20 protein-coding genes and 1 pseudogene are annotated in these 21,815 nt (G+C 67.6%); 3 read left to right on the top strand and 18 right to left on the bottom strand.

From position 1 onward, the window contains the following. Positions 1–77: 77 nt before the first annotated feature. The 9 genes from gshA to RMP09_RS19235 form a co-directional block, all read right to left on the bottom strand. On the bottom strand, positions 78–1,370 hold the full coding sequence (gshA, locus tag RMP09_RS19275) for a glutamate--cysteine ligase (RefSeq protein WP_310567584.1): 1,293 nt from the start codon (positions 1,368–1,370) through the stop codon (positions 78–80). A gap of 211 nt (positions 1,371–1,581) precedes the next feature. Continuing rightward, the gene (locus RMP09_RS19270; RefSeq protein WP_310567583.1) at positions 1,582–2,862 is read right to left on the bottom strand and encodes a glutamate-5-semialdehyde dehydrogenase; all 1,281 of its coding nucleotides are present in this window, start codon (positions 2,860–2,862) and stop codon (positions 1,582–1,584) included. Between the two features lie 125 nt (positions 2,863–2,987). Next, a complete protein-coding gene (gene holA / locus RMP09_RS19265; RefSeq protein ID WP_310567582.1) occupies positions 2,988–4,046 on the bottom strand; it encodes a DNA polymerase III subunit delta in 1,059 nt (352 codons plus the stop codon). Between the two features lie 5 nt (positions 4,047–4,051). Beyond that, positions 4,052–4,561: an LPS assembly lipoprotein LptE gene (gene lptE, locus RMP09_RS19260; protein WP_310567581.1), complete on the bottom strand. Its 510-nt coding sequence runs from the start codon at positions 4,559–4,561 to the stop codon at positions 4,052–4,054. A gap of 7 nt (positions 4,562–4,568) precedes the next feature. Next, entirely contained in the window at positions 4,569–7,274 is a 2,706-nt protein-coding gene (gene leuS / locus RMP09_RS19255) for a leucine--tRNA ligase (protein ID WP_310567580.1), read from the bottom strand. A 130-nt stretch (positions 7,275–7,404) separates the two neighbouring features. After that, on the bottom strand, positions 7,405–7,854 hold the full coding sequence (locus RMP09_RS19250; protein WP_310567579.1) for a biopolymer transporter ExbD: 450 nt from the start codon (positions 7,852–7,854) through the stop codon (positions 7,405–7,407). A gap of 34 nt (positions 7,855–7,888) precedes the next feature. After that, positions 7,889–8,539, bottom strand: coding sequence for a MotA/TolQ/ExbB proton channel family protein (locus tag RMP09_RS19245; RefSeq protein WP_310567578.1), 651 nt, complete (start codon positions 8,537–8,539; stop codon positions 7,889–7,891). A gap of 108 nt (positions 8,540–8,647) precedes the next feature. Continuing rightward, positions 8,648–9,472 carry a 4-hydroxy-tetrahydrodipicolinate reductase gene (gene dapB, locus RMP09_RS19240; protein ID WP_310567577.1) on the bottom strand — a complete coding sequence of 275 codons (825 nt, stop codon included), beginning with the start codon at positions 9,470–9,472 and terminating at the stop codon, positions 8,648–8,650. Next, positions 9,469–9,996, bottom strand: a complete 528-nt coding sequence (locus RMP09_RS19235) for an outer membrane protein assembly factor BamE (RefSeq protein ID WP_310567576.1) — start codon at positions 9,994–9,996, stop codon at positions 9,469–9,471. Before RMP09_RS19235 ends, dapB begins: the two co-directional genes overlap by 4 nt. 235 nt (positions 9,997–10,231) lie before the next feature. On the opposite strand from RMP09_RS19235, the gene fur reads away from it, so the two are divergent. Continuing rightward, positions 10,232–10,669: a ferric iron uptake transcriptional regulator gene (fur, locus tag RMP09_RS19230; RefSeq protein WP_310567575.1), complete on the top strand. Its 438-nt coding sequence runs from the start codon at positions 10,232–10,234 to the stop codon at positions 10,667–10,669. 84 nt (positions 10,670–10,753) lie between these two features. Here fur and hprK read toward each other — a convergent pair whose 3' ends face one another. The 5 genes and pseudogenes from hprK to RMP09_RS19205 all read right to left on the bottom strand — a co-directional run bounded on the left by hprK (position 10,754) and on the right by RMP09_RS19205 (position 13,840). Beyond that, positions 10,754–11,704, bottom strand: coding sequence for an HPr(Ser) kinase/phosphatase (hprK, locus tag RMP09_RS19225; protein WP_310567574.1), 951 nt, complete (start codon positions 11,702–11,704; stop codon positions 10,754–10,756). 68 nt (positions 11,705–11,772) lie between these two features. After that, positions 11,773–12,243: a PTS sugar transporter subunit IIA gene (locus tag RMP09_RS19220; RefSeq protein WP_310567573.1), complete on the bottom strand. Its 471-nt coding sequence runs from the start codon at positions 12,241–12,243 to the stop codon at positions 11,773–11,775. Positions 12,244–12,383: 140 nt separating this feature from the next. Next, entirely contained in the window at positions 12,384–12,713 is a 330-nt protein-coding gene (hpf, locus tag RMP09_RS19215; protein WP_310567586.1) for a ribosome hibernation-promoting factor, HPF/YfiA family, read from the bottom strand. A gap of 480 nt (positions 12,714–13,193) precedes the next feature. Further along, positions 13,194–13,646: pseudogene (locus tag RMP09_RS24115) on the bottom strand (MFS transporter); the annotation flags it as partial. Next, entirely contained in the window at positions 13,595–13,840 is a 246-nt protein-coding gene (locus RMP09_RS19205; RefSeq protein ID WP_310567572.1) for a hypothetical protein, read from the bottom strand. The gene RMP09_RS19205 and the pseudogene RMP09_RS24115, both read right to left, overlap by 52 nt. A 66-nt stretch (positions 13,841–13,906) precedes the next feature. On the opposite strand from RMP09_RS19205, the gene RMP09_RS19200 reads away from it, so the two are divergent. Both RMP09_RS19200 and corA read left to right on the top strand, forming a co-directional pair. After that, positions 13,907–15,175: a patatin-like phospholipase family protein gene (locus RMP09_RS19200; RefSeq protein WP_310567571.1), complete on the top strand. Its 1,269-nt coding sequence runs from the start codon at positions 13,907–13,909 to the stop codon at positions 15,173–15,175. Positions 15,176–15,369: 194 nt separating this feature from the next. Continuing rightward, on the top strand, positions 15,370–16,356 hold the full coding sequence (corA, locus tag RMP09_RS19195; RefSeq protein WP_310567570.1) for a magnesium/cobalt transporter CorA: 987 nt from the start codon (positions 15,370–15,372) through the stop codon (positions 16,354–16,356). A gap of 110 nt (positions 16,357–16,466) precedes the next feature. Here the strand turns inward: corA and RMP09_RS19190 are convergent, their stop codons facing one another. From RMP09_RS19190 to RMP09_RS19175, 4 genes are all read right to left on the bottom strand, one after another. Next, complete coding sequence (locus tag RMP09_RS19190; RefSeq protein WP_310567569.1) at positions 16,467–17,225, bottom strand: 5'-methylthioadenosine/adenosylhomocysteine nucleosidase; 759 nt, start codon at positions 17,223–17,225, stop codon at positions 16,467–16,469. A 135-nt stretch (positions 17,226–17,360) separates the two neighbouring features. Next, positions 17,361–19,037 carry a long-chain-fatty-acid--CoA ligase gene (locus RMP09_RS19185; protein WP_310567585.1) on the bottom strand — a complete coding sequence of 559 codons (1,677 nt, stop codon included), beginning with the start codon at positions 19,035–19,037 and terminating at the stop codon, positions 17,361–17,363. Positions 19,038–19,269: 232 nt separating this feature from the next. After that, positions 19,270–20,685, bottom strand: coding sequence for a Re/Si-specific NAD(P)(+) transhydrogenase subunit beta (gene pntB / locus RMP09_RS19180; protein WP_310567568.1), 1,416 nt, complete (start codon positions 20,683–20,685; stop codon positions 19,270–19,272). Between the two features lie 19 nt (positions 20,686–20,704). Continuing rightward, positions 20,705–21,815 (bottom strand): Re/Si-specific NAD(P)(+) transhydrogenase subunit alpha (locus RMP09_RS19175; protein WP_310567567.1); only part of this gene is annotated, 1,111 nt, incomplete at its 5' end.

The raw sequence follows: 21,815 nt of genomic DNA, 5'->3' as shown, positions 1-21,815 counted from the left end.
GCACATCAAAAACACTTGACCCGCAACACAGTTGCTTGGGGGGCCGCGACCCGCGTCAGCGGTGAAGCGTGGGGGCCTCACTCATACTGCTCGGCGTCCGGATCGGTGGCTTCAAGCTCGTACGACGCCGCCAACATGGCCAGGCGGCCGATCACGCCATACATGTAGAAGCGGTTGGGCACGCTGGCGCCGGGCTTCATGCCCGGTTGCGGCAGCTGCGCGCTCTGCTCGAAGGCCAGCGGCACAAAACTGGAGCCGGGCGCGTTCAGGTTCTCGTCCACACCGCGCTGGGCGTGCACGCGGTAGAAGCCGCCGACCACGTAGCGGTCCATCATGTAGACCACCGGCTCGGCCACCGCGCTGTTGATGCGTTCGTTGGTCAGCACGCCTTCCTGGATGAGGACCTCGCTCACCGGCTGCCCGGCCTGCACCGTGGCCATGCGAGCCCGGGTTTCGGGCGTCAGCGCGTCGATGTCCTTGACGTCGCGCACCGTCATGATGCCCATGCCGCCGGCGCCGTTGTCGGCCTTGACCAGCACGAACGGCTTTTCGTTGATGCCGTATTCCTTGTACTTGCGGCGGATCTTGTTGAGCAGCGCGTCGGTGTTGCTGCGCAGGCATTCCAGGCCGTTGGCGTCGGCAAAGTTGACCTCACCGCACTGGTTGAACATGGGTGTGATCAGCCACGGGTCCATGCCCAGCAGCTTGCCAAAGCGCTTGGCGATTTCTTCGTAGGTCTTGAAGTGCGCGCTCTTGCGGCGCGTCGGCCAGCCGGCGTGCAGCGGCGGCAGCAGGTACTGCTCGTGCAGGTCTTCGAGGATGCCGGGCACGCCCGCGCTCAGGTCGTTGTTGAGCAGGATGGTGCAGGGGTCGAAGTGCTTGAGCCCCAGGCGGCGCTTGCTGCGGATCAGCGGCTCCAGCGTGACCGTCTCGCCACCGGGCAAGTCGATGGTGGTGGGCGCCTTGATGTCGTTGGACAGCGAGCCCAGTCGCACGTTCAGGCCGGCCTGGTAGAAGATGCGCTGCAGTTGCGCCAGGTTGCTCAGGTAGAAGGTGTCGGCGCTGTTCTCGGGGATCAGCAGCAGGTTCTTGGCCTCGGGGCAGATCTTCTCGATCGCTGCCATGGCCGCCTGCACGGCCAGCGGCATCATCTCGGGCGTGAGGTGGTTCCAGCCGCCGGGGAAGAGGTTGGTGTCCACCGGCGCGAGCTTGAAGCCGGCGTTGCGCACGTCCACCGAGCTGTAGAACGGCGGCGTGTGCTCCATCCACTCCAGTCGGAACCAGCGCTCGATCACCGGGGTGGATTCGAGGATGCGCTGTTCGAGTTCGTTGATGGGGCCGGTGAGAGCGGTGACGAGGTGCGGAACCATGGGGGCCTTTTTGGGGAAGCTTCCGGGCCCATTGTAGGGAGCGGGGGTGGCAGTCGAAAGGCGGAAATGGGGGCGATCGGCGCAGCTACAAGACGGGCGCCGCAGATATTCCACGAGCGAGGGGACTCGGTCCAGAGGCACCGCGGCACCGGCTCCGCCGGGCCACCCGTGCCGCCCCCCTTTTGGGGGTCGCGCATGGCGCGGCGGGGTGTCAGCTTCTGGTTTCGCCTTCGCCCAGCACCACGTATTTCAAAGACGTCAGGCCCTCGACCCCCACCGGCCCGCGGGCGTGGAACTTGTCGGTGCTGATGCCGATTTCGGCCCCCAGGCCGTATTCGAAACCATCCGCGAAGCGGGTGCTCGCATTCACCATGACGCTGGCCGAATCGACCTCGCGCAGAAAGCGCTGGGCGTGCACGTGGTCGGTGGTGAGAATGGCTTCGGTGTGGTGGCTGCTGTAGCGGTTGATGTGGGCAATGGCCTCGTCCACCCCGTCCACCAGCTTCACGCTGATGACCGGCGCCAGGTATTCCTCGCTCCAGTCCTGCTCGCTCGCGGCCGTCACCTGCGCGCCGGGCACAGTGGCCAGGATCGCCATCGCTTCGGCGCAACCGCGCATTTCCACGCCTTTGGCGGCGTAGATCGCGCCGATCTTTGGCAGAAAGTCTTGTGCCACGCCGCGCGCCACCAGCAGGCTTTCGGTGGCGTTGCAGGGGCTGTACTTTTGCGTCTTGGCGTTGTCGGCCACTGTCACCGCCATGGCGATGTCGCAAGGCTCGTCCACATAGGTGTGGCAATTGCCATCCAGGTGCTTGATGACGGGCACCTTGGCCTCGGCGCTGATGCGCTCGATCAGGCCCTTGCCGCCGCGCGGGATGATCACGTCCACGTACTGCGGCATGGTGATCAGCTGGCCGACGGCAGCGCGGTCGGTGGTGGGCACCAGCTGCACCGCGTCGGCCGGCAGGCCGGCGGCCACCAGGGCCTGCTGCACCAGCGCGGCCAGCGCGCGGTTGGAGTCGATGGCTTCGGAGCCGCCGCGCAGGATGCAGGCGTTGCCGCTCTTGATGCTCAGGCTGGCGGCCTCGATGGTCACGTTCGGGCGGCTCTCGTAGATCATGCCGAACACGCCGATGGGCACGCGCATCTGGCCGACGCGGATGCCGCTGGGCTGCTGCTTCATGCCCATGATCTCGCCGATGATGTCCGGCATCGCCGCCAGCTGCTCGCAGCCCTCGGCGCAGGTTTCCAGCACCTTGGGCGTGAGCTTGAGCCGGTCCACCATGGGCTCGGCCAGACCGACGGCCCGGGCGCGCTCCAGGTCCTTGGCGTTCTCCACCTGCAGCGGCCCCACGTTTTCGCGCAGCAGCCGCGCCAGCTCGCGCAGCGCCTTGAGCTTGGTCGCGGCGCCGGCCTTGGCCATCAGCGCCGAGGCGGCCTTGGCCTGAGCACCGAGAGAGTTCATGAGATCGGAAGTGGAGATCGCGTTCATAGCTTGGGATTTTCTCACTTGCGAAACAACCGTGCCCGAAGCAAGCGCCTTGTCCAGTCGCACCGCGGAACTGGCTTTGCCAGGCCGCAGGTGTGGTCCCCCCGCGCAGCAGGGGGGAAGCGGCGTCAGCCGCGCAGGGGGGCGAGCGCTTGCGCCACCTTGACCGCCATGCGGTGCAACGCATCCCAGGGATCGGCCGGCCAGTCGGGCTGCTTGAGGCCCTTGACGATGCCGTCCACCGTGTGCGCGTCCTGCAGCCACTGAGCCAGCTGCGCCGGCGGAATCAGCGGCAGGGCGCGCTCCATGAGCTTTTCCTTCACACCCCAGACGCGGTTCTCGCGCAGGGCCATGGGCAGCGGGCGGCCCGCGTCCATCGCGTTGCGCACGCGGTTGAGCGTGCGGATGTCCTCGGCCAGCGACCAGTGCACCAGCACGGCGGCTTCGCCCTCGGCCTGCAGCCCGTCGAGCATGCGCTGCACGCGCAGCGTCTGCCCGCCCAGCACCGCTTCGGCCAGCTTGAAGGCGTCGTAACGCGCCACGTTCAGCACCGCGCTTTCCACCTGCTCGAAGCTCAGCTCGCCCGCCGGGTGCAGCAGCGCGAGCTTCTGGATCTCCTGGTGCGCGGCCAGCAGATTGCCTTCCACGCGGTCGGCAAAAAACTGCAGGGTGCGCAAGCCTTCTTCACCGGTGGCCACGCGCTGGCCCTGCTGCTGCAGGCGCTGGGCGATCCACTGCGGCAGCGCCTTGCGCTCCACCGGATCAACCTTCACGGTCACGCCGTAGCTGTCGAGCGCGGCGAACCAGGCGCCCTTGAGCGTCATGCCGTCCAGGCGCGGCAGCACCACCAGGGTGAGCGTGCTGTCGTTGCCTTCGGCGCTGGCGGCGATCTGCTGCAGCACCTGCGAACCGTCCTTGCCCGGTTTGCCCGAGGGCACGCGCACCTCGATCAGCTGCTTGTCGGCAAACAGGCTGAGCGAGCCACCGCTGGCCAGCACCTCGCTCCAGTCGAAATGGGCGCCGGCCACGGTGTGCACCGTGCGTTCGGTGTAGCCCTGTGCGCGCGCCGTGGCGCGGATGGCGTCGGCCGCCTCCTGCACCAGCAGCGGCTCGTCGCCGTGCACGGTGTAGAGGCTGCGCAGGCCCTTGGCCAGGTGCGCGCTGAGCTGGTTCGCGGCGAGCTGCATGCGGCTCAGGGCAGGCGCACGGCCGCCAGGCGGCGCATGACCTGCTGCGTGATGTCGCGCTGCATGTCGCGGTACTGCAGCGCTTCTTCGGCCTCTTTGGCCAGGGCGGCGGTTTCGGTGTAGCTGATGTCGCGTTCGAGCAGCAGCTCGGTCTCGTCCAGCAGCTGCACGCCCTGGGCCGTGGCCAGTCGAAAGCGCAGGCGCGTGCGCAACTGCAATTCACGCACCTGGCCGGCCGCCGTCTGGCCGACCACCGAGCGTTCGCGCTGGTCGGTCAGCACCGTCAGCACCACCTGGCCGGTCTCGCCCTCGGGGCTGGCGGGCAGGCGGCTGCTGAACACACGCACGCCAGCGTCGCTCAGCGCCTGTTGCAGTTCGCGCGCGACGGGGGTGCCGTCGCTGCCCTGCACGCGCAGCGACTCAAAAGCGAACGTGGGCGCGCCGCGCAGCGCAAAGCCGCAGCCGGGCAGGACCGCAACCGCAGACAGGGAAAGCCAGTGCCGGCGCGTGAGCATCGCCACCTCAGACCACGATGTTGACCAGGCGCCCCGGCACCACCACCACCTTCTTGGGGGCGGCACCGTTGGCGGCCTTGAGGAAGGCTTCGCTGGCCAGGGCCGCGGCCTCGATGGCGGCCTTGTCGGCGCCGGCCGGCACGGTCACGCTGCCGCGCAGCTTGCCGTTGACCTGCAGCACCAGCTCGATCTCGTCGCGCTGCAGCGCGGCTTCGTCGGCCTTCGGCCAGGGGGCGTCCAGCAGGTCACCCGACACGGCGGCGTAGCCCAGCCCGGTCCACAGCGCGTGCGCGATGTGCGGGCAGGCCGGGTACAGCGCGCGCAGCAGGATGCCGAAGCCTTCGGCCGCGGCGGCGTTGTCGCCCACCGAACCATCGCCCTTGAAATCGTCCAGCGCGTTGAGCATCTTCATCGCGCCCGAGACCACGGTGTTGTATTGCATGCGCTGGTAGTCGTAGTCCACCTGCTTGAGCACGGTGTGCACCTCCAGCCGCAGCGCCTTGGCCGTCTTGGACAGGGTTTGCTGGCCAACACCGGCCGCCAGCGCACCCAGGCCACCGGTGGCGCTGAGCTTGTGGCCGAAGCCCCAGACGCGGCGCAGGAAGCGGTAGCTGCCCTCCACCGCCGCGTCGTTCCACTCCAGCGTGGCTTCGGGCGGTGCGGTGAACATGGTGTACAGGCGCGCGGTGTCGGCGCCGTACCTCTCGATCAGGTCCTGCGGGTCGACGCCGTTGTTCTTGGACTTGGACATGGTGCCCACGCCCTCGTAGTCGATGGCCGTGCCCACCGGCAGATCACCCACCGCCTTGATCAGCTTGGCGCCGATGACCTTGCCGGCCTCGTCGTGCACATGCTCCACGTCCTGCGGCCAGAAATACTCCTTGCCGCCCTTGTCGGTGCGGCGCGAGTAGATGTGGTTGAGCACCATGCCCTGCGTCAGCAACTTGGTGAAGGGCTCGTCCACCTTCACCAGGCCCAGGTCGCGCATGACCTTGGTCCAGAAGCGCGCGTACAGCAGGTGCAGGATGGCGTGTTCGATGCCGCCGATGTACTGGTCCATACCGCTGCCGCCGGTGGCGGCATTCTGGTCTCTCATCCAGTAGTCCGTGCCCTCGGCGACCATCTGCTCGCTGTTCTTCGGATCGCAGTAGCGCATGAAGTACCAGGACGAGTCCACGAAGGTGTCCATGGTGTCGGTCTCGCGCCGTGCGGGCTTGCCGCAACACGGGCAGTCGACCTTGAGGAAGGCCTCGCACTTGTTGAGCGGGTTGCCGCTGCCGTCCGGCACCAGATCCTCGGGCAGGCGCACCGGCAGGTCTTGCTCGGGCACCGGCACCGGGCCGCAGGAGGGGCAATGGATGATGGGAATCGGCGTGCCCCAGTAGCGCTGGCGGCTGATGCCCCAGTCGCGCAGGCGGAAGGTGGTCTTCTTCTCGCCCAGGCCCTTGTCGGCCAGCAGCGATGCGACCTTGTCGACCGCGGCCTTCTGATTCAGGCCATCGAGCACGCCGGAGTTGACGCACACGCATTTCTGCTTGTCGCCGTACCACTCGGCCCAGGCGTCGGTCGAAAAGGTTTCACCCTCCACCGCCACGACCTGCTTGATCGGCAGCTGGTACTTCAGCGCGAACGCGAAGTCGCGCTCGTCGTGCGCTGGCACGCCCATCACGGCGCCGTCGCCGTAGCTCATGAGCACGTAGTTGCCGACCCAGACCTCGACCTGCGCGCCGGTCAGCGGGTGGGTGACGAACAGGCCGGTGGCCATGCCCTTCTTCTCCTGCGTGGCCAGCTCGGCTTCGGTGGTGCCGCCGGTCTTGCATTCTTCGATGAAGGCGGCCAGCGCGGGGTTGGACGCGGCGGCGTGATGGGCCAGCGGGTGCTCGGCCGCCACGGCGCAGAAGGTCACGCCCATGATGGTGTCGGCGCGCGTGGTGAACACGTACATCTTGCCGTCGCCGATCAGCGCACCGTCAGCGCCCTGGATGTCGTGCGTGAAGGCGAAACGCACGCCCTCGCTCTTGCCGATCCAGTTCTCCTGCATCAGGCGGACCTTGTCGGGCCAGCCGTTGAGCGTGGCCTTCTCGTTGCCCAGCTGCACGTGGTTCAGCAGTTCATCCGCATACGACGTGATGTTCAGGTAGTAGCCCGGGATCTCGCGCTTTTCCACCAGCGCGCCGGTGCGCCAGCCGCGGCCGTCGATCACCTGCTCGTTGGCCAGCACGGTCTGGTCCACCGGGTCCCAGTTCACGATCTGGGTCTTGCGGTAGGCGATGCCCTTGTCCAGCATCTTCAGGAACAGCCACTGGTTCCACTTGTAATACTCGGGCGAGCAGGTGGCGACTTCGCGCGACCAGTCGATGGCCAGCCCCATCGCCTGCATCTGCTTCTTCATGTAGGCGATGTTTTCGTAGGTCCACTTCGCCGGCGGCACGCCGTTCTTGAGCGCCGCGTTCTCGGCCGGCAAGCCGAAGGCGTCCCAGCCCATGGGCATCAACACGTTGTGACCGTTCATGCGCAGGTAGCGCGTGAGCATGTCGTTGATGGTGTAGTTGCGCACGTGGCCCATGTGCAGCTTGCCGCTGGGGTAGGGCAGCATGGAGCAGGCGTAGAACTTCTTCTTGTTCTGGTCTTCGGTGACGCGGTAGGCGTCGGTGGCGGTCCAGTGGGCGTGCGCAGCGCGCTCGACGTCCTGATGGGCGTATTGGTTTTGCATGAAGCGGGGTCCGGCGGGCCGGAAGCGTGAGGAGTCGGAAATCGGGCAGCGGCGGCCGCGGGGCGGCTCGCCAGAACTCTGGGGATTTTAGGCCTTGGGCACCCCGGCCACCGCGGGCCAGCCCCGGGCTTCAGCGTGCGGGTGCAGGGGCGGCGGGTGCGGCGGCCGGATCGGCCACAAAGCCGATGCGGCTCAGGCCCGCGGTCTGCGCCAGACCAATGATCTGCACCACGCGCCCGTAGGGCACCGCCGTGTCGGCGCGCAGCTGCACCTCGGTGCTCGGGTCGCGCCGGGCGGCTTCCTGCAGCCGCTGCGGCAGGCTGGCGGGGTCGATGGCCTCTTCGCCCCAGTAGGTCTTGCCCTGCGCATCAAGCGCGATGGTCACGGAAACCACGGGATCCGGCGCACCGGCGGCCGGGGCGGCCGCCTTGGGCAGCTCCAGCGCCAGCCGGCTGGCCATCAGCGGCGTGGCCAGGATGAAGATGACCAGCAGCACCAGCATCACGTCCACCAGCGGCGTGACGTTGATGTCGCTCATGGGCTGGTGGCCCGCCGGTTTCTCCAGTCGACCGAAGCTCATGACCTTTGCTCCGTTTCGTTCACCCGGGGCGCGCTCATTTGTGCAGCAGCAGCTCGCGCAGGTCGCGGGCGAAGCCTTCGAGCTCGGCCTCGATGCGCGCGATCTGGCGGCCAAGCACGTTGTAGGCGAGCACCGCAGGAATGGCCACCGCCAGGCCGGCAGCGGTCATGACCAGGGCCTCGCCCACCGGGCCCGACACCTGCTCGATGCGAAAGCCCGCGCCGTCGTCACCGATGGCGGTGAGCGCGTGGTAGATGCCCCAGACGGTACCGAGCAGGCCGACAAAGGGCGCGGTCGAACCCACGGTGGCCAGCAGGGTCTGGCCGAACTGCAGGCGGTGCAGCACCGCATGCAAGGCGTCGCGCAGCACCCGTGTGAGCTGCTGCGAGCGGTCGCCCGCCGCGGCCAGGGTGTGCGGCGCGGTCTGCTCCAGCGTGTGCGCCGCGTCCGCCAGGGGCAACAGCAGGCGCTGGGCATCGAAGTGCCCCAGGCGCTCGCGGGCGGCGTTCAGGTCGCTGGCCTGCCAGAAGGCGGCGGCCGAGAGCTGCACGTCGCGCACCGCGCGGCGCAGCAGCCAGCCCTTCCACAGGATCACCACCCAGCTGCCCACCGACATGGCCAGCAGCAGCAGCGCCACAGCGATGCTGATGGCATCGCCCTGCAGCACGGTCGCGACAATGCCCATTTCAATCCTCCAGGGTGCCGGCGTGCGCCCGGGTGCGCGCGTGCCGTTCGATCCCGACGGCTGGCGCCGCCCCCCTGCGGGGGTGGCGCGAAGCGCTGCGGGGGTTTTTCACTTGTTCAGGCCGAGCACGTCGAACATGTCGTACAGGCCGCTGGTCTTGCCCGCCAGGAAGCGCACCGCGCGCAGGCTGCCCTGGGCGTAGGTGGCCCGGCTGCTGGACTTGTGCGAGATCTCGATGCGCTCGCCAATGCCGGCGAACAGCACGGTGTGGTCGCCCACGATGTCGCCACCGCGGATGGTGGCAAAACCGATGGAGGACGGGTCGCGCGCGCCGGTCACGCCTTCGCGGGCGTAGACGGCGCAGTCTTTCAGGTCGCGGCCCAGCGCGTCGGCGATCACCTCGCCCATTTTGAGCGCGGTGCCGCTGGGCGCGTCCACCTTGTGGCGGTGGTGCGCTTCAACGATTTCGATGTCGTAGCCGGTGGACAGCGCCTTGGCCGCCATCTCCAGCAGCTTGAGCGTGACGTTCACGCCCACGCTCATGTTGGGCGCCATCATGATGGCAATGGACTTCGACGCTTCGGCGATCTCTGCCTTCTGTTCGTCGGTGAAGCCGGTGGTGCCGATGACGACGTTCACGCCCTGTTTCACGCATTCGCGCAGGTGCGCCAGCGTGCCTTCGGGGCGGGTGAAGTCGATCAGGCACTGGCTGCCCGACAGGCCCGTGGCCAGGTCGGCCGTGATGGCGACACCGGTGGCCTGGCCACCGAAGGCGCCGGCATCGAGACCGATGGCGGGGCTGCCCGGGATGTCCAGCGCACCCGAGAGCACGCAGTCGCCGCTGGCGCGCACGGTGTCCACCAGCATCTGGCCCATGCGGCCGCTGGCGCCGGCGATGCAGACGCGGTGCAGGTTCTGGGCGGCGCTGCTCATCGGCCGGCTCCGGTGGTTTCCAGCGGCGGGTACGCCACCGGCGCGGTGCCAGTGGGGGTCGGCGTGGCCGCCGGTGCGGGCGCCGCGTTGCGGGCCTGGAAGGCCTTGAGCTGTTCTTCCGTGGCCTGCAGCACCGGCGGCTTGTCGGTGCTGCGGCGCACGTCCAGCGACGACACGAACTCGGCCTCGCTGGGCAGCGCGTCGGATTCGACGCGTTCGAGCGCATCGCCCTTGAAGAACAGCGCCAGCTTGCGCTGTTGCAACGGCTGGCCCTGGCGCTGGAAGGTGAACACATAGTCCCAGCGGTCGGCGTGGAACACGCTGGTCATCAGGGGCGAGCCCAGGATGTCGCGCACCTGGGCACGGGGCATGCCGGTCTTGAGCGCCTGGGCCTGCTCGCTGGTCACCACGTTGCCCTGCTGGATGTCGATCTTGTAGGGCGTGACGATGCTGGTGACACCCGGCAGCTTGTCGCCCAGGCTGGAACAGGCCATCTGGCTGACGGCCAGGCCCAGCAGGGCCATTGCCGCCAGGGGACGGCGCCACCCGTTCGGGCGGGCCAGAGAAGAGGAATCAACGGAAGGTGTGGATGGCATGGCAGACCGAGCTGAAAGGCCTCGCGCCGGCAACGCCGCCGACGGGGGCAATGCCGGGCCCGGAACGGGCTGGCGATATGATCGGTTCATTGTACGGGGGTGCCGGCGCACGATGTCTCCCACGCCACCGACCGCCTGCGAACCCTGCCCAACGCCAGCCGCCATGACCAACATCGACGAACTCAAAAGCACCGGTCTGAAAGCCACGCTGCCGCGCCTGAAGATCCTGGAAGTGTTCCAGAACGCCAAGCAGCGCCACATGACGGCCGAAGACGTGTACCGCCTGCTGCTGGAAGAGCACTCGGACATCGGCCTGGCCACGGTCTACCGGGTGCTGATGCAGTTCGAGCAGGCCGGCCTGCTCTCGCGCAGCAATTTCGAGTCGGGCAAGGCGATCTACGAACTCAACGAAGGCCAGCACCACGACCACCTGGTCTGCCTGGACTGCGGCCGGGTGGAAGAATTTTTCGACCCGGAAATCGAGAAACGCCAGCAGATGGTGGCCAAGACGCGCGGCTTCATCCTGCAGGAACACGCCCTCTCGCTCTACGCCAACTGCAGCAAGACCGACTGCCAGCACCGCAACAGCGGCAAGAACTGAGCGGTCCGGGCCACCGAGCCGGCCCGAGAGCACCGTGGAGCCGGCTTTGCCGGGCCGCGGGTATTGCCCCTTGGGGGCACACCGTCACTCCCCGCGCGACATGGCGGCCCGGTGCCGGGCCACAAACTCCTGATACGTGTCGATGCCGCGCAGCTGCAGGATGGTGTTGCGCACGGCGGCCTCCACCAGCACGGCGATGTTGCGGCCGGCCACCACCTGGATCACCGCCTTGCGCACCGGCACGCCCAGCACGTCCTGGTACAGCGGCTCGTGCGGCATGCGGTCGTAGTCGCGCTCCATGGTCTCCTTGCGCACCAGGTGCACGATGAGCTGCAGCCGCATCTTGCGGCGCACCGCCGTCTCGCCAAAGATGGCCTTGATGTCCAGCAGACCGATGCCGCGCACCTCCAGCAGGTTCAGCAGCAGTTCGGGACAGCGGCCGTCGATGCTGGTCTGGTTGATGCGGTAAAGGTCCACCGCGTCGTCGGCCACCAGGCCGTGACCACGCGAGATCAGCTCCAGCCCCAGTTCGCTCTTGCCCAGACCGGACTCACCGGTGATCAACACGCCCATGCCCAGGATGTCCATGAATACGCCGTGCATGGAGGCGCGGTCGGCGAAGTGGCGCGAGAGGTAGGCGCGCAGCACATCGATGACGAAGGCCGCCGGCTCGGGCGTGGCAAACATCGGGATCTGCGCGCGTTCGCACATTGCCATGAGCGCGTCGGGCACCGTCTGGCCGTCGGCGACCACCAGGACCGGGGGTTCCAGCGTGACGATGCGCGCGACCCGGCGGCGGTTGTCGTCTTCGTTGGCGCTGCTGACATAGGCGATTTCGCGCTCGCCGAACACCTGCACGCGGTAAGGGTGGATGTAGTTCAGGTAGCCGACCAGGTCGGCACCGGAGCGGGCCTCGCGGATCGCCACCTCGTCGAACTTGCGCTCTGAGGCGCCCAGGCCCGCCACCCACTGCCACTTCAGGGCGTCGCGGTGGTCTTCGAACAGGACGTCGGCGCTGACAACGGTGGGTTTCATGGGCGGGTCATCCGCCCGTCCCACCGAGGGTCATGGACGGCCAAAAGTGGAAGGGGAAACAGCCCCGCTCAGGCGGCTGCGTGGGCCGACTGCCAACCGGTGATCTGGCCGTGCAGTTCGCCGGCGTCGGTGGCCTGCTTCATTTTCTCGCGCAGGGCGCTGTCGCTGAGCAGCTCGGCGATCTCGGAGAGGATTTCCAGGTGCTTCTGCGTCGCCGCCTCGGGCACCAGCAGGAAGATCATCAGCTGCACCGGTTGCTCGTCCGGCGCGTCGAAGCCGATCGGGTTGGCCAACTGGAACACCGCGGCCAGCGGCTGCTTGAGGCCTTTGATGCGCCCGTGCGGAATGGCCACGCCATGGCCCAGGCCGGTCGAGCCCAGGCGCTCGCGCGCAAACAGGCTGTCGGTGATCAGCGCGCGGTTGAGGCCGTGCAAGGTTTCGAACAGCAGCCCGGCTTCTTCGAAAGCGCGTTTCTTGCTCGTGGCGTCCACGCTGACGAGCACTTGTGGCGCGGGCAATATGGCGGATAAACGGTTCATGTGGGCCTCTTGGACCGCAAATTATGCCGAGTCGGGCGTGGTTGCCTAGATGACAGACACAAAAAAGCCGCTTGACAGTGTCAGCGGCTTGTTGCAGTGCAACATTGTCATCGGACGGTCGTGGACCGCCCGGTACCAGTTCACATCAGCCGCTTGGCGGTGTCGTGGTGATGCTCCTGGGTCTTGTCTTTGTAACGCAGCACCTGGCGGTCGAGCTTGTCGGCCAGCTCGTCCACCGCGGCATACAGGTCCGAATGGGCGCATTCCGCGAACAGATCCCTGCCTTTGACATGGATGTTGCATTCGGCCTTTTGCCGCTGGTCCTTTTCCTTCAGGTTGTCTACCGTCAGCAGTACCTTGATATCGACCACCTGGTCGAAGTGTCGGGAAATGCGTTCGAGCTTGGTGGTGACGTAGCCGCGCAAGGCGGGGGTGACCTCGAGGTGGTGACCGCTGATCGTCAAGTTCATACAAGAGCCTCCTGTTGCTCCGGGTTGACACAAGCCGCCGGATGGGCAGACCGCCCGGCGGCCACGGGGAAGTCTTGAACCCACTATGCCCATGAATGACGGGGCGCGCAATCCCGCAGTGCAACAAAGCACAAAAACGCACACCTTGGCATTCAGGCAGCTGCCGTTGCACCCCCGCCGTGGCGTGCACATGCACGCGCCGCACCAGCACCACGGCCAGAAAACTGGCCACCATCCCCACCAGCGCGCTGCCCCAGTAGTGCGTCGCCAGCCAGGTGGCCTCGCGGCCGATGATGAGGCCGCCCACGAACGATGCCAGCCCCATGGCGACCGACTGCACCGCGGATTCAGCGCCATGAAGGTGCCCCGCTGGGCCGGTGCGGTCGCCCCGGTGACCAGGGCCATGCCCGGGATCATGCGGCCGCTCATGCAGATGAAGAGCGCGGTCGACACGACCAGCATCGCCCACAGGGGCCAGGGTGGCAGCAAGGTCGTGGCCGGCATGAGCGCAATCACCGCCAGCGCCAGCGCCCGGAACAGCCGCTGCTTGCCCAGGCGGTCGCTCAGGCGCCCGATCAGCCGCGCGGTGAACAGCGTGGCCACGCCTCCCGCGAGGTACAGGCAGGGAATCTGATCGGGCCGCAACCCGACGTGGCCCTGCAGGTAAATGGTGAGGTAGGGCAGCATGGTGAAGCCGGTGAACACCAGCAAGGCCGAAAACGCGAAGGCGCGCTGGTGGTTGGCGTCGACCACGATGGTTTGCGCCAGCGCCGAGAGCACACCACCGAACAGGCCGGCCGCCACGCGCGCGGCCATGAGGAAGCCGTAACCTGGGGCCAGCCCGCAGGCCAGCGTGGCCAGGGCGAACAGCGCGTACAGCGTCAGCAGCAGGTGCTTGCGGTCGAATCGGTCGACGTAGGTGGCGGCGGCCAGACCCGAGGCGCCGGCGGCCAGCGTGTAGGCGAGACCAGCGGGCCGAACTGCGCGTCGCTGATGCCGAACAGCTGCGTGAACTGCGGCCCCAGCGGCATCATGATCATGAAGTCGAGGATGTGGGTGAACTGGATGCCGGCGATGGGCAGCAGCAGCCAGCGTTCGCGGCAGGGTGTGAGCGGGAGATGTGTCATGATTTTGGGCAATCGGCCCATGTAGCCACGGCCTTTTCCGACGATGACCCACGAGGTTTCCGCCCCTTGTCGCTCGACACCCTGATCACCCACACCTTGCTCGATGCCGCTCCGCCCCCAGCGGACAGCCGGGCCTGCGCGCTGGTGCTCATGGGGGGCGGCGCGCGCACCGCTTACCAGGCCGGGGTGCTGCAAGCCTTGGCGCGACTGCTGCAGCCGGATCACAACGGGTCCACCCTGCCCGCGCCGTTCCCCTTTCGCTGGCTGTTCGGCACCTCGGCCGGCGCCCTGGGCGCGGCTTTTCTGGCCAGCCGGGCCGAGCATGGCCTGGGCGCCTTGCGGGAGATGGCCGACTTCTGGCGCGGCCTGCGCTCGCAACACGTCTATCAGTTGGACGCCCCCGGCTGGGTGCGGGCCAACCGCCTGGTCGCCGGGTGGACGCTGGCACGCCAGGTGCGCCGCCACCGCGCCCTGCTCGACAGCCTGCCCCTGGTGGACACGCTGCACCGGGTCATCGACCTGCCGGCCATCGAACGCGCCCTGGTCCTCGGTCAGCTGGACGCGCTGGGCGTGACCGCGTCCAGCTACACCTCGGGCGAACACTGGACCTTCTGCCAGACCGGCCCCGAGCCGTCGGCCCGGCCCTGGCACCGGCTGGGGCGGCGCGCCTCGTTCGAGCCCATCACCATCGAGCACCTGATGGCCTCCAGCGCCATCCCGTTCCTGTTCCCCGCCGTGCCGCTGTGGGTCAACGGCCACAAGGAACATTTCGGTGACGGCTCCATGCGCCAGCTCTCGCCGCTGTCGCCGGCCATCCACTTCGGTGCGCGCCGCATCCTGGCGCTGGGCGTGGGCCAGCCGCAGCGCGCCGGCCTGACGGCCCATGCGGGCGCCCACGACCCCACGGCCGGCACCATCGCCGGCCACGCCATGGCCAGCGTGTTCCACGACACCTTGCAGGCCGACGTGGAGCAGGTGCAGCGCGTGAGCCAGACCCTGCACCAGCTGCCCACCTCGCTGGCGGCCGCCCTGCCCTACCGCCCGGTGACCGTGCTGGCGCTGCAGCCCAGCGCGTCCCTCGACGAACTGGCACGCCTGCACATCCGGTCTTTGCCGCGTTCCACGCGCAACACGCTCACCGGCCTGGGCGCGCTGGACACCGGTCGCGGCGCCGCGGGCAGTGCCGCGGCCCTGGCCAGCTACCTGCTGTTCGAGCCGGACTTCGTCAACGCCCTGATCGCGCTGGGCGAGGCCGACGCCCTGCGCCGCAAGGACGAACTGCTGGCCTTTTTCGGCGTGCCAGAAGCGAGCTGCGCGCAGATCGCGGTGCCATAATCGCCGCTGTTTGTACCCACCGAGAGCCCCATGGACAGCACACCTCCCAGTTGTGTGCTTTCAGCCTGCCCCGCAGCCGTCTGATACCCGGCGGTCGGACGGCTGAAAGCGCCACCCGAACCGCCCGGCCCAGGCACACATCCGTGTCCCGGCCCGCCCCCTGATTCCGTCAGACCCCACGCCCGGGAGCACCCATGCTCAACGTCTTCACCCTGGCCAACGGCCGCCTGTTCCAGGAAGAAATCGAGTCGCTCGAAGAGCTGGCCCGTTTCAAGCCCATCTGGGTCGACCTGGAAAACCCCACCACCGAAGAACGGCGCTGGGTCAAGCAGCACTTTGGCCTGTCCATCCCCGAAGACGCGATGGACGACGACATCGAGGAGTCGGCCCGCTTCTTCGAGGAAGACAACGGCGAGCTGCACATCCGCTCGGACTTCCTGATCGACGACGACGCCGATCCCCGCGCCATCCGCGTGGCCTTCATCCTCAACCAGCACAACGCCGAGCTCAAGAGCCAGGGCGTGCTGTTCTCCATCCACGACGAGGACGTGCCGGTGTTCCGCCTGCTGCGCATGCGCGCGCGCCGCATGCCGGGTCTGATCGAGAACGCCAAGGACGTGCTGCTGATGCTGTTCGACGCCGACGCCGAGTACTGCGCCGACACGCTCGAAGACATCTACGACGACCTGGAAACCGTCAGCCGCCAGGTGCTGGCCGGCGAGGTGACGGACAACAAGGCCGGCGAGGTGCTGGCCGCCATCGCCCGGCACGAAGACATGAGCGGGCGCATCCGCCGCAACGTGATGGACACGCGCCGCGCGGTCAGCTTCATGATGCGCACCCGCATGCTCAGCGCCGAGCAGTTCGAAGACGCACGCCAGATCCTGCGCGACCTCGACTCGCTGGACGGCCACACCGCCTTCCTGTTCGACAAGATCAACTTCCTGATGGACGCGACGGTCGGTTTCATCAACATCAACCAGAACAAGATCATCAAGATCTTCTCGGTCGCCAGCGTGGCCCTGCTGCCGCCAACGCTGATCGCCAGCCTCTACGGCATGAACTTCCAGTACATGCCCGAGCTGAGCCAGAAGTGGGGCTATCCGTTCGCGCTCGGTCTGATGGTGCTGTCGGCCGTGGTGCCGATGCTGTACTTCCGCAAGCGCGGCTGGTTGAAGTAGAAGCACCCCCGCGCCGCCTGCGGCGTCACCCCCTCAAGGGGGCGATGCGAGTGGACCGGCGGAGCCGGACCCACCGCATCCTCGACCGAAGACACGTCGCGCCGGCCGACTCAGTGGTTGAACAAGGCTTCAATCACCGCGCCGCTGTATCGGCTGGCGACTTCGCGCAGGAACTTCGGGAAGTCCACGTGTGCGGCGTCGTCGGCGCGGTCGGAGATGGTGCGCACGACCGCCAGCGGCACGCCGAAGTCGTGGCAGACCTGGGCAAAAGCCGCGCCTTCCATTTCCACCGCCAGCGCGTCGGGCAGTTCGCGCTGCAGGGCCTGGCTTTCGGCGGTGGTGGCGACGAAGCGGTCGCCGCTGATCAGCAGGCCCTGGTGCAGGCGCGGGGCTTGCAGACCAAAGGCCGCCACCGTTTCTGCGCCCAGCTGTTGCGGCAAGGTGTGCAGCATGCGCTCACAGGCGAGTTCCAGCGCGTCAGCCAGTCCGGCATCGGCGTCGAAGCGGGAACGCCCGTAGAGCGGCACCTCGTGGCGCGGGAACAGGGGCGAGGCGTCCATGTCGTGCTGCAGGAAGCTGCGCGCCAGCACCACATCACCCACCTTCACATCCGCGCCCAGGCCACCGGCCACGCCAGTGAACACGATGCGCCGCACACCAAAGTGCTGGATCAGCAGCGTGGCCGTGGTGGCCGCCGCCACCTTGCCGATGCCGCTGAGCACGGCGACCACGTCCTGGCCGTGCAGGTGGCCGACCCAGAACTCGCGCCCGCCAACCGTCTGCTTCTGTTCGTCGGGCATCAGCGCCAGCACGCTGGCGAGTTCGTCGTGCAGGGCGGAAACAATGGCAGTGCGCGGTGAAGAGTTCATGCGCAGATTGGACCAGAAGCCAGCACATTCATCGGCGGGCGTGTCTGATTCGAGAACGCGGCGGAACCGGCTCCGCCGGGCCGCACCGCGTTGCCCCCTGGGGGGTGACGCCGCAGGCGGCGCGGGGGGAGGAATCTACTTCTTGTCGCGCAGTTCGCGGCGCAGGATCTTGCCCACCGGAGTCTTGGGCATGTCCTGGCGGAACTCGATCACCTTGGGCTGCTTGTAGCCGGTCAGGTTGGCGCGGCAGTGGGCGCGCACCTGCTCTTCGGTCAGGGCAGGATCTTTCTTGACGATCACCAGCTTGATCGCTTCGCCGGCTTTTTCGTCCGGGATGCCGACCGCCGCACACTCCAGCACGCCCGGCAGGGTGGAGACCACGTCCTCGATCTCGTTGGGGTAGACGTTGAAGCCGGCGCACAGGATCATGTCCTTCTTGCGGTCCACGATCTTGAAGTAGCCGCGCTCGTCCATCACGCCGACGTCGCCGGTCTTGAAGTAGCCGTCGGGCGTCATGACCTTGGCGGTCTCGTCCGGGCGCTGCCAGTAGCCGGCCATGACCTGGGGGCCCTTGATGGCAATCTCGCCCGCCTGGCCCTGCGGCACCTCGTGGCCTTCGTCGTCCAGGCACTTCATCCAGGTGTTGGGCAGCGGCACGCCGATGCTGCCGCTGTAGGCGGTGCTGGTGGTCGGGTTGCAGCTGGCCGACGGGCTGGTCTCGGACAGGCCGTAGCCTTCGCAGATGGGACAGCCGGTTTTCTCCAGCCAGAGCTTGGCCGTGCCGCTTTGCACCGCCATGCCACCGCCCACCGAGACCTTGAGGTTGGACCAGTTGACGGTGTTGAAGTCCGGATGGCTGGCCAGGCCGCCGAACAGCGTGTTGACCGCCGGGAAGCTGTGGAAGGTGTGCTTGCTCAGCTCCTTGAGCACGGCGGGGAAGTCGCGCGGGTTCGGGATCAGGATGACTTTGCCGCCGGTGCGCAGACCCAGCATCATGTTCACCGTGAACGCGAAGATGTGGTACAGCGGCAGCGCGCACACGCTGGTGGGCTGTTCGTTGGCCGGCACCTTGTTCATCACCGGTGCGTTCCAGGCTTCGGACTGCAGCACGTTGGCCAGCACGTTGCGGTGCAGCAGCACGGCGCCCTTGCTCACGCCGGTGGTGCCGCCGGTGTACTGCAGCACGGCCACGTCGTCGGCCTTGATCTCGGGTCGCTTGAAACTGCCCCGCGTGCCGCGCGCGATGGCGTCGTTGAAGCGCACCGCCTGCGGCAGGCTGTAGCCCGGCACCATCTTTTTGACGTTGCGCACCACGTAGTTGACGATGCTGCCCTTGATCAGGCCCAGCAGATCGCCCATGGCGGCCAGCACCACGTGCTTGACCGGCGTGTGCGCGATGCACTGCTCCAGCGTGGTGGCGAAGTTCTCGATGATGACGATGGCCTTGGCACCCGAGTCCTTGAGCTGGTGCTCCAGTTCGCGCGGGGTGTAGAGCGGGTTCACGTTCACCACCACCAGCCCGGCGCGCAGGATGCCCGCCACCGCCACCGGGTACTGCGGCGTGTTGGGCATCATGATGGCCACGCGGTCGCCCTTGACCAGGCCCAGACCCTGCAGGTAAGCGGCGAAGGCCTGCGACAGGCTGTCGGTCTGCGCGTAGCTGACGTCCTTGCCCATGAAGCTGTAGGCGGGCCGGTCGGCGTACTTCTGGAAGCTCTCTTCGAGCAGGTGGACCAGCGACGTGTAACGCGCCACGTCGATGTCGGCCGGCACCCCCTGCGGGTAGGCGCCCAACCAGGGACGGTCAGCCAGGGCTGGCGTCGTATCGCTCATGAGAAATCTCCACGGAACGGTGATGAAAATCGAACAGCATTTTCCCGTGACAGTCGGGGTTTCTGCTCACGTGTTTTCCCTGACGTGATTCTGACTCATCCCTCTAAAAACCCCGTCAAACGGTGTGTGAGCGCTACAAAAAACAAAGGGCCGGCATGGCTGCCGGCCCCTTCGCGCGGGCCGGGGCCCCGCGTGGATGCGGTGGTGGCGATCAGCTCTTGAGCGCCACCAGCACCTCGTCCAGCATCTTCTTGGCGTCGCCGAACAGCATGCGGTTGTTGTCCTTGTAGAACAGCGGGTTGTCCACGCCGGCGTAGCCGCTGGCCATGCTGCGCTTCATCACGATCGAGTTGCGCGCCTTCCAGACTTCGAGCACCGGCATGCCGGCGATCGGGCTGGTCGGGTCTTCCTGCGCGGCCGGGTTCACGATGTCGTTGGCGCCGATCACCATGGTCACGTCGGTGTCGGGGAAGTCCTCGTTGATCTCGTCCATCTCCATCACGATGTCGTAGGGCACCTTGGCCTCGGCCAGCAGCACGTTCATGTGGCCGGGCATGCGGCCGGCCACCGGGTGGATACCGAAACGCACGTTCACGCCCTTCTCGCGCAGCAGCTTGGTGATCTCGAACACCGTGTGCTGGGCCTGGGCCACCGCCATGCCGTAGCCCGGCACGATGATCACGTTCTTGGATTCGCGCAGCAGCTCGGCGGTCTCGACCGCGCTGACCGGCGTGACCTCGCCCTGCGGCTCGGCCGCGGCGCCAGCCGCCTTGGGCGCGGGCGCGCCGCCACCGAAGCCACCGGCGATCACGCTGATGAAGTTGCGGTTCATCGCCCGACACATGATGTAGCTCAGGATCGCGCCCGAAGAACCCACCAGCGCGCCGACCACGATCAGCAGGTCGTTGCTGAGCATGAAGCCGGTGGCCGCCGCCGCCCAGCCCGAGTAGCTGTTGAGCATCGACACCACGACGGGCATGTCGGCGCCGCCGATGGCCATGACCATGTGGATGCCGAACAGCAGCGCGATCACGGTCATCACCAGCAGCGGGGTCATGCCGGACTGGATGTCGTGCACGTTGAGGAATTCGCGCCCGAACCAGATCACGACCAGCAGGCCGGCCAGGTTCATCCAGTGGCGCGCGGGCAGCAGCAGCGGCTTGCCGCCGATGCGGCCGCTGAGCTTGCCGAAGGCGATCAGCGAGCCCGAGAAGGTGATCGCCCCGATCAGGATGCCGATGTAGATCTCGACCTCGTGGATGGCCTTCTCGGCCGGGGTCGCGAACACCGTGGAGGTGTCGACGTAGCTGGCAAAGCCCACCAGGCAGGCCGCCAGGCCCACCAGGCTGTGCATGAGCGCGACCAGCTCGGGCATCTGCGTCATCTGCACCTTCTTGGCGGCGGTCAGGCCGATGGCGCCGCCGACGACCAGGGCGCCGACGATGTACGGAATGCCGGCGGCGGTGACGCGCGGGCCGAGCACGGTGGCCAGCACCGCGATGGCCATGCTGATCATGCCGAACAGGTTGCCGCGCCGCGCGGTTTCGGGGTTGGACAGGCCGCCCAGGCTGAGGATGAACAGGATGGTGGCGCCGATGTAGGCCATGGTGGCCAGACTGGAGGTCATGGGAGTCGTCCTCTTCTTATTACTTGCGGAACATCGCCAGCATGCGGCGGGTGACGGCGAAGCCGCCGAACATGTTGACGGCGGTGAGCACCAGCGCCAGCACGGCGCAGCCCAGGATCAAGGCGTTGGGCCGGTCGGCGGCCCCGGCCGCGTCCAGCGGCGGCGCGACCTGGATCAGCGCGCCGATGGCGATGATCGAGCTGATGGCGTTGGTCACGCTCATCAGCGGCGTGTGCAGCGAGGGCGTGACGTTCCAGACCACCATGTAGCCGACGAAGCAGGCCAGCACGAACACGGTGAAGTGCGACAGGAAGGAGGCCGGCGCATAGAGGCCGACCAGCGCGAACAGCACGGCGCCGACGCCGAACACGATGGCCAGGGTCTGGGCCGACATCGGTTCGCCCGGGCCGTGGCCGTGGGCCGGCGCCTTGGGCATCGCCACCGCGGGCTTGGCCGGCGGCTTGGGCGCCGCGGCAATGGGCGGCGCGGGCCAGGTGATCTCGCCGTCCTTGATCACCGTCAGGCCGCGGATCGCGTCGTCGGCCATGTTGACGTTGATGACGCCGTCCTTGGTCTTGCACAGCTCTTCGGTCAGGCGGAACAGGTTGGTCGCGTACAGCGTGGACGACTGGCGCGCCATGCGCGAGGCGAGGTCGGTGTAGCCGACGATGGTGACGCCGTGGCGCACCACCGCCTCGCCCGGCACGGTCAGCTCGCAGTTGCCGCCCTGCTCGGCCGCCATGTCGACGATCACGCTGCCGGGCTTCATGCTGCGCACCATCTCGGCGGTGATCAGCTTGGGCGCGGGCTTGCCCGGGATCAGCGCGGTGGTGATGATGATGTCGACCTCGCGCGCCTGCTTCGCGTACATCTCGCGCTGCGCGGCCTGGAAGCCTTCGCTCATGACCTTGGCGTAGCCGCCGCCGCCCGAGCCTTCTTCTTCGTAGTCGACCTTGACGAACTCGCCGCCGAGCGAGACCACCTGGTCGGCCACCTCGGCGCGGGTGTCGTTGGCGCGCACGATGGCGCCCAGGCTGGCGGCCGCGCCGATGGCGGCCAGGCCGGCCACGCCGGCACCGGCGATGAAGACCTTGGCCGGCGGCACCTTGCCCGCGGCGGTGATCTGGCCG

It is taken from the genome of Hydrogenophaga sp. (assembly GCF_031426985.1).
Taxonomy (GTDB): Bacteria; Pseudomonadota; Gammaproteobacteria; order Burkholderiales; family Burkholderiaceae_C; genus Hydrogenophaga.
This window is presented reverse-complemented; position numbering and strand designations above follow the sequence as displayed.

Bases quoted from the DNA above. Each gene is read 5' to 3' on its own strand.
- RMP09_RS19205 (WP_310567572.1), bottom strand. From the start codon at position 13,840: ATGACACATCTCCCGCTCACACCCTGCCGCGAACGCTGGCTGCTGCTG.
- dapB (WP_310567577.1), bottom strand. From the start codon at position 9,472: ATGAGCAGCGCCGCCCAGAACCTGCACCGCGTCTGCATCGCCGGCGCC.
- RMP09_RS19245 (WP_310567578.1), bottom strand. From the start codon at position 8,539: ATGGGCATTGTCGCGACCGTGCTGCAGGGCGATGCCATCAGCATCGCT.
- hpf (WP_310567586.1), bottom strand. From the start codon at position 12,713: ATGAACTTGACGATCAGCGGTCACCACCTCGAGGTCACCCCCGCCTTG.
- RMP09_RS19235 (WP_310567576.1), bottom strand. From the start codon at position 9,996: ATGGCCCTGCTGGGCCTGGCCGTCAGCCAGATGGCCTGTTCCAGCCTG.
- RMP09_RS19270 (WP_310567583.1), bottom strand. From the start codon at position 2,862: ATGAACGCGATCTCCACTTCCGATCTCATGAACTCTCTCGGTGCTCAG.
- fur (WP_310567575.1), top strand. From the start codon at position 10,232: ATGACCAACATCGACGAACTCAAAAGCACCGGTCTGAAAGCCACGCTG.
- pntB (WP_310567568.1), bottom strand. From the start codon at position 20,685: ATGACCTCCAGTCTGGCCACCATGGCCTACATCGGCGCCACCATCCTG.
- hprK (WP_310567574.1), bottom strand. From the start codon at position 11,704: ATGAAACCCACCGTTGTCAGCGCCGACGTCCTGTTCGAAGACCACCGC.
- holA (WP_310567582.1), bottom strand. From the start codon at position 4,046: ATGCAGCTCGCCGCGAACCAGCTCAGCGCGCACCTGGCCAAGGGCCTG.
- gshA (WP_310567584.1), bottom strand. From the start codon at position 1,370: ATGGTTCCGCACCTCGTCACCGCTCTCACCGGCCCCATCAACGAACTC.
- RMP09_RS19190 (WP_310567569.1), bottom strand. From the start codon at position 17,225: ATGAACTCTTCACCGCGCACTGCCATTGTTTCCGCCCTGCACGACGAA.
- RMP09_RS19220 (WP_310567573.1), bottom strand. From the start codon at position 12,243: ATGAACCGTTTATCCGCCATATTGCCCGCGCCACAAGTGCTCGTCAGC.
- lptE (WP_310567581.1), bottom strand. From the start codon at position 4,561: ATGCTCACGCGCCGGCACTGGCTTTCCCTGTCTGCGGTTGCGGTCCTG.
- RMP09_RS19250 (WP_310567579.1), bottom strand. From the start codon at position 7,854: ATGAGCTTCGGTCGACTGGAGAAACCGGCGGGCCACCAGCCCATGAGC.
- leuS (WP_310567580.1), bottom strand. From the start codon at position 7,274: ATGCAAAACCAATACGCCCATCAGGACGTCGAGCGCGCTGCGCACGCC.
- corA (WP_310567570.1), top strand. From the start codon at position 15,370: ATGCTCAACGTCTTCACCCTGGCCAACGGCCGCCTGTTCCAGGAAGAA.